Here is an 11,273-nt window from a genome sequence, read left to right as displayed (position 1 = left end):
TTACTTCATTACGTCCCCGTAGGGTGGTGACAACGTGGAGAACGAGCTGACCTTCCCCGCCTACAGCGCCGCGCTGGCCTTTCTGCTCGAGGTCGTCGCGCTGATCTCGTACGGCCTGTGGGCCGTTGCGCGTGCCCGTGACGGTGGGGCTCCCCGTCGCCGTCGCCACGCTCTGGGGCGTCTTTGCCACGGCCGGGGCGCAGGCTTCCGGGCGGACTGTGGTGGAGACGCCCGGGCCGGTGCGGCTGCTGCTGGAGCTCACCGTGCTCGGTGGGGCGGCCCTCGCTCTGTACATGGCGAGGGCCCGCCGTCCCGCCTTGGTCGTCGCCGTCCTGTTGCTGGTGCTTCTGGCAATCACCCACGACCGGCGTGTGGTGGCTGGCGACGCGTTAGCCCCGCTGCGCCCGTCCGAGCCGGGCTTGCGGCCGTCCGTCCATCCATCCGCCCCGCGCGCCACCACCCACGTGCGTATCTACCCACGTGCGTATCCACCACCGTGCGTATCCACCCGCGCATGTCCGCGTATCCACGTCGACGCCGTCCACAAGCCGTCCATGACAGGGACCTCCAGGACCTCCACGTAAGGAACCGACCAGTGAGACTCAGCGGCCTCAGTGAAGTTCTGCCGGGCATGGCGGTCACCAACCGTGACATGGCCGAGCGCTTCGGCCTGCACGAGCAGTGGCTCGACCGGATGACCGGTAACCGCAGCCGGTACTACTGCAGCGCCGACAGCCCGGCCGGCGTGCCCCGCAGCACCGGCGATCTGGCGACAGCGGCTGGTGCGCGCGCTCGACACAGCCAACATCCGTCCGGAGACGCTGGACTTTCTCATTCTCGCGACCGCATCACCCGACGAGCTGATGCCGGCCACGGTCAACGTGGTGGCCGACCGTCTCGGCATCAACGACCGGCCCATGTTCCAGCTCACCTCGGGCTGCGCGGGCGCCTTGCAGGGTCTCTATGCCGCTCGCGCCCTGCTGGCCGGCGGTGCGCGGCGCGGCCTGGTCATCGGGGCCGACACCTGCCTGAAGTTGTGGCCGTCCAAGCGCGACAGCACGCAGGTCAAGCCGGCTGAGATGATCAATTTCGCGCTCTTCGGCGATGGTGCCGGCGCCGCGGTCGTGGACGCCGACACCGCGGGCCCCGGCCTGGTCGTTGACCACCTGTTTCTGCGGACCACCGGGATGGGACGCAAACCGGCGCAGGTTGTGCGGTGGTACGGCACGGACGGCGCGCCGATGGTCGTCGGCCGCAACGGCGCGAGTTCCCCCGAGCCCATGGGCGAGGAGGACTACAAGGCCATCGAACGCCACGTTCCCGACCTGGCCCGGGCGATCCTCGACGAGCTCAGCGCGGCCACCGGCTGGTCGGTCGCAGAGGTCGAGCATGTGCTCACACCCCAGCTCAACGGCGTCATGACGGAGAAGATCCGCGAGCACGTGGGCGTCCGGCCGGAGCAGGCGGTCTCGTGCGTCGCCGAGACCGGCAACAACGGCAACGCGCTGCCGTTCATCCAGCTCCACCGGGCATGGGGGCGGATCGCGCGGGGTGTCGGCGTCGGCGGGCGGATGTTCGTCGCGACGGTCGAGTCCTCGAAGTGGATCGTCTCCGGGATGGCTCTGCGGCACCAGTCTGACCTGGAGGGTGATTATGTCGGTCGATGACGCCGCGGTGGCCGCCGTGCGGGCCGCCTCCCCGCTGACACGGCTGCGTGCATTCAAATGGTCCGGGCTCACCGGGGCGGTCGGCCAGGTGCGGGCACTGCTCGGTGACCTGTCCGACCCGCTCGACCTGGAAGCCGCCGGGATGCTGATCGGGGGCGCGGCCCAGCGCGAGCAGCTCGCGGCCGCCGGGGGCCTGCACACCCAGCGGATCGCGCTACTGGGCAGTTCCACGATGGATGCCCTGCCCCACCTGCTCACCGCGGCGCTGGTCCGGGACGGAGTGCTGCCCGAGATCCGGATGGCCGGCTTCAACCAGTGGCGCTTCGAGATCCTGGCCGGCGCGCCTCACCTGGCCGACCTCGCGCCACGGATCGTCGCCTGTCTCCTCGACGACAGCGCGGTTCTGGAGGGTGCCGCCGACGGCGTGGACATCGCGGCGGTGGAGGCGCGCTGCGCCGCCTTTCCCGCGGAGCTTGCCGAGTGGCTGCAGGCCGCCCGCCGGGCGGTGGGCGGGCTCGTGGTGCTGTGCACGATCCCGCTGAGCCCGCTGCGGCGTGACCGGTTCATCGACTACGGCTCCCGCGCCCGGCTGGATGCCGCCTGGGACCGGATGAACGCCGCCGTTCTAGACCTGTCCGGGCAGCCCGCAACCCTGGTGCTCAGCGCCGCCGGCATCGCCGCGCATGCCGGGGCGGTCTTCGCCGCCGACCGGATGCGGCATGCCGCCGGGGCCGCCTTCGCCCCCGACTTCCTGCGCGCGTATGCCGAGGAGCTGTCGCGGGTCGCCCGCGCCGATCTCGGACGAGTCGCCAAGTGCCTCGTTCTCGACCTGGACAACACATTGTGGGGCGGCGTCGTGGGGGACGACGGGGTCGCCGCGCTCCGCCTGGGCGGTGCCTACCCCGGTTCGGCCTACCGGGAGCTGCAGGTCCTCGCCCGGGAGCTGGCCGCTCAGGGGGTACTGCTCGCGGTCTGCTCCAAGAACGACGAGGAGGTCGCCCGCGAGGCGATCGCGACCCATCCCGAGATGGTGCTGCGCCCCGGCTCCTTCGTGGCCGTCCACGCGAACTGGCAACCCAAGCCCGACAACGTGCGCGCGCTGGCCGAGCAGCTCAACCTCGGGATCGACGCGATGGTGTTCGTCGACGACAACCCGGCCGAACGCGGGTTGATGCACGCGGCGCAGCCGACGGTGACCACCGTGGACCTGCCGGACGAGCCCGCCGGCTATGCGGCCCGGCTCGCCGCTCGCGGCGACTTCGTGAGGCTCGCGCTGACCGGCGAGGACCGGGCCCGCACCCAGATGTACCAGGCCCAGGCGCGCCGGGCCGAGCTGGAACGCTCCGCGGTCAGCATGCAGGACTACATCGTCGAACTCGATTCGCACCTGGCGATAGAACCGCGCGGCCCGCTCAACACCGCCCGGATCGCGCAGCTGTTCGGGAAGACCAACCAGTTCAACCTCACCGGCCTGCGCTACGGGCAGGATGAGGCGGGACGCAGCCGTGCGGGCTTCGCCTTCTACGGCGCCCGGCTCCGCGACCGGTTCGGGGACAGCGGACTGATCGCGGCGGTGGCGCTCGGTCGCGCGCCCGACGGCGGCTGGGCGATCGACAACTTCGTTCTGAGCTGCCGTGCCTTCTCCCGCAACATCGAAGAGACGATCGTCGGCCTGATCCTGCGCGGGGCCCGGCGGCACGGCGCCCCGGCCGTCACCGCACGGTTCGTCGAAACCGACCGCAACGGTACGTTCGCCGGTTTCTACCCGTCCCTCGGGTTCGTTGCGCTTCCCCTGCGGGCTACGGGCGCCGCCGAGGGCGCGGGCGTCGCCGAGTACCGCCACTCCCTGCGGGACCTGCCCGAACTGCCCACCTGGGTGCGTCTCACCCACGACGAAGAGGTCTTCGATGCTCTCTGAAAAGATCGTCACGGAGGTTGTCGCCCAGCTGCTCGACGTCGACGAGGCGGAGCTCGCGATGGACCGGCGACTCGCCGAGATCGAGGGCTGGGACTCGGTCAACCTGCTCCGGGTCCTCGTCTACCTGGAGCGTGAGCTCGGCAGCAGCCTCGATTACGAGCGATTCGCAGCTGCGGAGGCGCTCGGGGACCTCGCCGCCATCGTCGCCGGCACGGTCGCGCCGGAAGGGGCGTGACGCGGTGAGCGCGGTCACCGTCCGCCCGTTCCCGAAAGCGCGCCGGGGGACCTACACCTTCCTGCAGGACGCCCGCGAGACCTGCCACGTGTACCTGGCGGCCGAGGTGGACGCCACCCGGTTGACGGCGGCGCGGACCGCCAGCAGCGGGAAGGTCAGTTTCATCAGTTTCGTCGTCAAGGCCGCGGCCGACGTCGTGGCCGGATACCCGGACGCGCGCGCTGTGCTGCGCGCCGGGCCCCGCCCCAGGATCGCCGATGTCGACGGCGTCTACGCCAAGGTTCTTTTCGACAAGACCGTCGACGGCCAGCGATGCGTGGTCTCCGGAACGGTCCCCTGCGGGCCCGAGCGGTCGGTGCTCGAGGTCCAGGACGCCATTGACACGTACAAGGATGCCGAGATCGCCGAGACGGGGCCGTTCCAGCGGGTACGGCGGATGCAGCAGCTGCCGCTGCCCGTCGCCCGCATTGTCTACCGGCTGGCGCTGCGTAACCCGGCGCGCCGCGTGAGCCTGCAGGGGACCTTCTCGGTCACCTCGGTCGGCCACGAGCCGGTCCGGGTGATCTATCCGATGATCAGCGGGCCGCTCGGCTTCGGGATGGGCCGCATCACGGACGTGCCGGTGGCCCGCGACGGCCAGATACTGATCATCCCCCAGTTCACCCTGTCCCTCGCCTTCGACCACCGCGTGCTGGATGGCGCGCTGGCCTCGGAAGTACTGGCCCGGGTCACCGAACGCCTTGAGCTATGGGAGCTGCTATGACCGTCCCGGCCAGGACCGATGTGCTCATCGTGGGTGACGGGCCCGCCGGCTCGCTGCTGGGCTGTCTGCTCGCGCGCCGTGGCATCGAGGTGCTGCTCGTCGAGAAGCACACCCGCCTCGACCGCGACTTCCGCGGCGAGACGCTCGCGGCCCCGTCCGTCGTCACCCTGCGCGCACTTGGCTTCGGCCCCGCTCTGAGCGCGCACGGATACCTGGAGACGTCCGGGGTCACCATGCGGATGGAAGGGCGCGAGGTCTTCCACGTCGACTACAGCCGGTTCCCGATCGGCGCGCTGCCGATCGACATCCCGCAGCCGGCGCTGATCGGCATCTTCAACGACGCCGCTCGTGACCTGCCGAACTTCACCTACCTCGGTGGCACGGCCTTCAGCCGGTTGCTGGAGTCCGACGGTGCCGTGCGCGGCGCGGTACTGCGGCATAAGGAAGGCAGTTCCGTCGAGGTGCGTGCGCGCGTCGTCATCGGCGCGGACGGGCGTTTCTCCAAGGTGCGCAAGGAATCCGGCCTTGCGGCCGACGTCCAGCCGATGGCCCGCGACTTCCTGTCGTTCAAGCTGCCGCGCCCGCCAGAGTGGGGAAACGGAGCGGAGCTCGTCGTCCAGCGCGACAAGCATCTGGTGGTGCTGCCGACATTCCCGGACTGGCTGCGGATCGGCCACAACATGCCCAAGGGCGGCTACGGGCAGCTGCGCAAGGATGGCTTCGACGCCTTCAAGGCCGGAATCAGCCGTCTCGACGCCCGGCTCGCCCCGCTCGTCGACGCCTACCTGAAATCCTGGGACGATGCCGGATTTCTGGAGATATTCACCGCTGAAATGCGGCAGTGGGCCCGCGACGGCCTCCTGCTCATCGGTGACGCCGCCCACACGGCCACCCCAATCCTGGGTCAGGGGGTCAACCTCGCGATCCAGGACACCGTCTGCCTCGCCCCCCTGCTTGCCGCGCAGCTCGCGCAGGGTCCGCCCGACGACGTGATCCCGGCGGCCGCCTTCGCCGACTTCGTCGCCGGCCGGCGCGCGCACAAATCCCTGGTGACCCGCTTCCAGCGGATGCAGGAAAAGGCCCTGGCCGCGCACACACCGGTCGCCACCACGCTGCGGCGGGCCCGGTTCCGTCTGCTCGACCGGCTTCCGATCAAATACCGCGTCTTTGACAAGGTCATCAACGCGCCGCATCTGGTGGACCCGGCCGACGTGTACACCCCGACCCCGTCGGACGTTCCCACCCTCGGCCGATGACTTCTGCCGGATGACCCCTGCCGGATGACCCATCGAAGGACCCCGCCGGATGGGACGGCATTGCATAGCGAGGCGACCGTGTACGCGGACGAACTGCAGCACGACCCCGATCAAGTCATAGCCATTGTCGGAATGGCCGGGCGCCTGCCCGGCGCCGACGACGTCAACAGTTTCTGGCGGCTCCTGATGGAGCGGGGCGACGCGATCCGTCCCGTCCCGCCGCAGCGGTGGGACACCACCGCCCAACTCGACCCGGAAAAAACCGTGCAGGCGGTCGGTGGATTCCTCGACGGGGTCGGGGAATTCGACCCGACCTTCTTCGGGATCTCCCCCCGGGAGGCCGCCGACATCGACCCCCAGCAGCGGCTCATGCTGGAGACAGCCTGGCGCGCCCTGGAGGACGCCGGGCAGCCGGCGGAGGGGCTGCGCGGTACCCGCACGGGCGTCTACGTCGGTGCGTCCTGGCACGACTACGAGATCCTGCGCAAGGAACGCGATGCCGGCGCCACCCAGCACAGCGATGTCGGTAACGCGCTGGACGTGATCGCCGCGCGGGTGTCGTACTTCCTCAAGCTCACCGGGCCGAGCCTGACCGTGGAGACGGGATGCTCGTCCGCGCTGGTCGCGCTGCACCTGGCCGGTCAGGCGCTGCGCGGCGGTGAGATCGACGCCGCCCTGGTCGGCGGGGTCAACCTGATCGTCGCGCCGGACGTCTCGATCGGCCTCACCCATTTCGGCGGCCTGTCTCCGGACGGGCGCTGCAAGGCCTTCGCGGCCTCCGCCAACGGTTTCGTACGCGGCGAAGGGGTTGTGGCGGTCTATCTGAAGACCCTGGCCCGGGCCCTTGCCGACGGTGACCAGGTGCACGCCGTCATTGTGGCCACCGCAGTCAACAACGACGGCGGCGGTGAAAGCCTCGTCACTCCCAGCCCGGCGGGTCAGGAGGACCTGCTGCGCCGCGCGTACGCCGACGCCGACGTGCCGCCCGACGCACTCGCCTACGTGGAGGCCCACGGCACCGGCACGCTACGTGGCGACCCGATCGAGGCCGGCGCGATCGGGCGGGTCCTCGGCCAGCGGCGTGACCGGGCCCGCGGCCCGCTGGGGATCGGTTCGGTGAAGACCAACATCGGCCATCTCGAAGCGACGGCTGGTCTGGCCGGCCTGGTCAAGGCGGTGCTGGCGTTGGAGCACCGGGTGGTCCCGCCGAGTCTGCACGCGGAGGACCTCAATCCGGACATCCCGTTCGACGAGCTCAACCTGCAGGTGGTGCGCGAGCCGCTGCCCCTGCCCGCGCAGGGCCCGGTCTACGTGGGGGTCAACTCCTTCGGCTGGGGAGGGACGAACGCCCACATCATCCTGTGCGGCGCACCCGAGACGCCCGCCTGCGCCGGGGCGGGCGCGGCCGCGTTCGTTCCGCTGTCCGCGCACGATTCGATGACTTTGCGTCAGCGTATTGTTGATCTGCGTGACACGCTTGCCGGGCATCCGGGCGACGCGGATGGTCCTGGCCGCCTGGCGGGAATCGCCGCGACGCTCGGGCGGCGGCGTGACCACTTCGCCAACCGGGCGGGGTTCGTCGCCGGAGACATCGAGGGGTTGCGGGCCGACCTGGCACGCTTCGCCGACGACCCCGAGGCCGAGATCGCGGGTGTGGTCAGCGGCCGGGCCTTTCCGGTCGGCCGGACGGCGTTCGTCTTCCCCGGCCAGGGGTCGCAGTGGGCTGGCATGGGCCGTGACCTGCTCGCCGCCAACCCGGCCTTCGCCGACGTCGTCCGCCGTTGCGCGCGCGCACTCGAGCCGCATGTCCCCTGGGATCTCGTCGCGATCCTGTCGGGCGAGGCCGGTGACGAGTGGCTGTCCCGCATCGACATGCTGCAGCCCGCGCTGTGGGCGATGTCCGTGGGGCTCGCCCAGCTGTGGACCGAGGCGGGGGTGAGGCCGGATGTCGTGGTCGGCCACAGCCAAGGAGAGGTCGCCGCGGCCACCGTCGCCGGCATCCTGTCCTACGAGGACGCCGCCCTGGTAATGGCGCGGCGCAGCGCCATCGCCCGCCGGACCTCCGGACACCGCCGCATGCTCGCGGTCGATCTCGACGTGGCCGGTGTGCGCGCGGCGCTCGCCGGTTTCGAGGAGTTCGTGTCGCTCGCGGTGAACAACGGCCCGACCTCGTGCGTGCTGTCCGGGGACGGCGAGGCGGTGCTGACGCTCAAGGAACTCCTTGAGGCCGACGGCACCTTCTGCCGACTGGTGAACGTTGACTACGCCTCGCACAGCCCGCAGATGGACGAGCTGACCGACGATCTGCTCGCCGCCCTCGCCGAGGTGCGGCCCCGGGCGGGCGGCACGCCCCTGATGTCCACGGTCCGGGTGGCCGGGCTGCGCGGCCCGGAGATGGACGCCCGGTACTGGGTGGACAACCTGCGTCAGCCGGTGCTGTTCGCCGACGCCATGGGTGTGCTGTTCGACGAGGGGATCACGCACGTCGTCGAGATCAGCCCCCACCCCATCCTCGCTCCTGCCGTGGAACAGCTGGCGGCGTCGCGTCCCGAGCCACCGCGCGCCCTGTCCACGCTGCAGCGGGACGCCGGCACGCCGACCGATCTCGCCCGGGCCTTCGCCCACGGGTACGTCGCCGGTCTCGAGCCGTTCGCCTCGTCCCCCGGCGGGTCATCCCCCGGCGGGTCGGCCACGCCCGAGTCGCCCACCGGGACCTTTGTGCCTCATCTGCCCGGGTACCCGTGGCGGCGTCGCGACTACTGGGTGGATGCGGGCCGGCGGCGCGCGGCGACCCACGGCGGCCTGGAGTTCACCCTCGTCCCCGCCGTCCATGAGCACGACACCTGGCAGGGGACGCTGGAACTGGCCGTCGACGAACACCCTTGGCTGCGCGACCACCAGGTCCACGACGCGATCGTGCTGCCGGGGGTCGCGATGATGGCGATGGCGCTGAACGCCGCCCGCGCCCGCCACGGGGCCAGGCCGCGGACCCTCGCCGCCGTGCGCTTCCGCAACGACCTCACCCTCCCCGGGCGCCAGAGCGGAGAATCACCCACAACGCTGAGTGCCCTGTGGCGGGACGATGTGACCGAAGGCGGCACCTTCACCCTGCTGTCGCTGCCCACGGGCGCGTCCGGCTGGACCGAGCACGCCGTCGCCCGGGTCCACCAGCGCCCGGCACCCGTCGAGGAGGTCGCCTTCCCCGAACACCTGCTGGACCTGCAGCCCGCCACCCCCGGGGCCTTCTACGAGGCCTGCTCCGCGCGTGGGCTGCGCTACGGGCCGGCCTTCCAAGGCATCCGGCGGCTCTGGGCCGACAGCGATGCGGCTCTCGCCGAGGTGTACCTGGACGATCGTTGCCGCGCTGGGGCCCGCCCGCACGGGCTGCACCCCGCGCTGTGGGACGGTGCCCTCCAGGTCGCACTGGCGCTGTGCGAGGGCACGGAGACCGTCGTGCCGACCGGCCTCGACCAGGTCGTCGTCCTGCAGGACATCGACGAACCCTGCACGCGGCTGTGGTCCTACGCCGTGCGCCGCACTCCGACACAGATCGACCTGCACCTCTTCGACGCCGACCGGCGACCCCTGATGATCATGCGGGGCCTGGCCCTGGAGGCGCTCGGAAGCGCGGAGACGACCGGCTCGGATGCCGAGCGGGTGCACCGTCTACGTTTCGTGGCCGAGCCGCGCGCCCGGGCCGCGGGGGCGCCGGGCGCAGAGCCACAGCCGGGGCCGGAAGGTCCCGGATCGGGGACCTGGGTCGTCTGTGGTGCGCCCGAGGACGGCGCGCGGGAGCTCGTCGACGCTCTCACGCAGGTCGGTGCCGCGGTCTCCTGGCTTCCAGCACCCACCGACACCGTCCCCGAGCAGCGGACCTCCGAACAGCGGACCTCCGAACAGCGGACGGAGTGGACGGGGCGGCTGCGCGCGGTCGGGGAACTCGCCGGCGTCGTGTTCGTCGCGCCCCGTGGCACCGCCGGGGTCGACGCGCAACGCCGCGCGTTGCCCGCCCTCGCCGCGATCGCCGCAGGCTGCCTGGAGCAGCCCACCCAGCCACGGCTCGCCGTCGTCACCGCCGACGCGCAGGCTGGGCGGCCCGCCGACCGGCCGGACCCGGGCGCGGCGCTGTTCTGAGGTTTTGTCCGCGTCCTTCGCCGCGAGCACCCGGAGCTCGCGCCGCTCGTGGTCGACGTCGCCCCGGCGGATGTCGGCTGGGCGGCGCAGTGCGCGGGCGAACTCGTCGTCGGCGACGGCGAGGACCAGGTCGTTCTGCGTGGCGAGCGCCGCCTGGCGGGCCGGCTCGTCCGCGGCGACGCCCTTGATTCGGACGACAGCGAGCCCGACGGCACCCGGCCCGATAGTGGTGAGGCCCCGGCGGTTGAGTGGCGAACCCCGCCGCAGCCCTTCCGCCTCACCCCGGCCCGGCCCGGCTTCTGGGACGGCCTGGAGCACCGGCCGCTACGTCGGCGCGCGCCCGCGGCGGGCGAGATCGAGATCGAGGTGACCGCCGCCGCCCTCAACTTCATCGACGTGATGAAGGCGATGGGCACCTACCCCGATCCCAGCGGCGGCGCGGCTCTGCTCGGCGGCGAGTGCGCCGGCCGGGTCAGCGCGGTCGGTTCCGGACGGCTTGGACGACGTCCACGCGGCCGGGCTGCCGCTGGTGATGCTCACCGCCTGGTACGGGCTGTACGACCTGGCCCGGCTCGGCCCGGACGAGACCGTGCTGATCCACTCCGCGGCCGGCGGGCTGGGGCTCGCGGCCGTCGCGGTCGCCCGGACGCTGGGCGCGCGGGTCCTGGCCACGGCCGGCAGTGAGGACAAACGCCGGTATCTGCGTGAGCTGGGTATCGCCGACGTCTTCGACTCCCGCGATCTGTCCTGGGCCGACGGCGTGCGCGCGGCCACCGGCGGGCGGGGCGTTGACGTGGTGCTCAACTCGCTGACCGGGGCAGCGATCCCGCTCGGGCTGGACGTCCTGGCCGAGGACGGCCGCTTCGTCGAGGTCGGCAAGAAGGACATCTACGGCGAGCGCACCATCAGCCTGGGTGCCTTCCGCAAGAGCATCAGCCTGGCCTCGGTAGACCTGGCCGGGCTGATGAGCAGGCGGCCCCGGCGCTTCGCCCGCCTGTTCGCGGAACTGTGGGACCGGGTCGTGGCGGGCGACCTCGCACCCCTGCCGGTCACCACCTATCCCTTCGCCGAGGTCGCGGAGGCGCTACGGACGATGGCCTCCGGCAGCCACATCGGCAAGTTTGTGCTCACCGACCCGGCGTCGGTGCGGGCCGTCGTGCCCGAGCCGATGCCCGCGGGCGGGTTTCGACCGGACGGCACCTACCTGGTGACCGGCGGGCTGGGTGCGCTCGGCCTGTCGCTCGCAGAGTTCTTCGCCGAGCGGGGGGCCGGCGCGGTCGCGTTGCTGGGACGGTCCTTG

8 protein-coding genes are annotated in these 11,273 nt (G+C 71.7%); all 8 read left to right on the top strand.

The features are described 5' to 3' along the window. Nucleotides 1–131 precede the first annotated feature (131 nt). Nucleotides 132–584, top strand: a complete 453-nt coding sequence (locus tag ACY45C_RS05280) for a YrdB family protein (RefSeq protein WP_462186524.1) — start codon at nt 132–134, stop codon at nt 582–584. A 198-nt stretch (nt 585–782) separates the two neighbouring features. Next, complete coding sequence (locus tag ACY45C_RS05275; RefSeq protein WP_462186523.1) at nt 783–1,667, top strand: 3-oxoacyl-ACP synthase III family protein; 885 nt, start codon at nt 783–785, stop codon at nt 1,665–1,667. Beyond that, nucleotides 1,654–3,585: an HAD-IIIC family phosphatase gene (locus ACY45C_RS05270; RefSeq protein ID WP_462186522.1), complete on the top strand. Its 1,932-nt coding sequence runs from the start codon at nt 1,654–1,656 to the stop codon at nt 3,583–3,585. Before ACY45C_RS05275 ends, ACY45C_RS05270 begins: the two co-directional genes overlap by 14 nt. Continuing rightward, a complete protein-coding gene (locus tag ACY45C_RS05265) occupies nt 3,575–3,820 on the top strand; it encodes an acyl carrier protein (RefSeq protein WP_462186521.1) in 246 nt (81 codons plus the stop codon). The genes ACY45C_RS05270 and ACY45C_RS05265 overlap by 11 nt, the downstream gene beginning before the upstream one ends. Nucleotides 3,821–3,824: 4 nt before the next feature. Next, complete coding sequence (locus ACY45C_RS05260; RefSeq protein ID WP_462186520.1) at nt 3,825–4,583, top strand: 2-oxo acid dehydrogenase subunit E2; 759 nt, start codon at nt 3,825–3,827, stop codon at nt 4,581–4,583. Next, nucleotides 4,568–5,839 carry an FAD-dependent monooxygenase gene (locus ACY45C_RS05255; protein ID WP_462186519.1) on the top strand — a complete coding sequence of 424 codons (1,272 nt, stop codon included), beginning with the start codon at nt 4,568–4,570 and terminating at the stop codon, nt 5,837–5,839. The genes ACY45C_RS05260 and ACY45C_RS05255 overlap by 16 nt, the downstream gene beginning before the upstream one ends. A 24-nt stretch (nt 5,840–5,863) precedes the next feature. Then, complete coding sequence (locus ACY45C_RS05250; RefSeq protein ID WP_462186518.1) at nt 5,864–9,973, top strand: type I polyketide synthase; 4,110 nt, start codon at nt 5,864–5,866, stop codon at nt 9,971–9,973. A gap of 496 nt (nt 9,974–10,469) precedes the next feature. Further along, a partial coding sequence (locus ACY45C_RS05245; RefSeq protein ID WP_462186517.1) for a zinc-binding dehydrogenase occupies nt 10,470–11,273 on the top strand: 804 nt, incomplete at its 3' end.

The organism is Frankia sp. CcWB2 (assembly GCF_977927585.1).
This window is presented reverse-complemented; position numbering and strand designations above follow the sequence as displayed.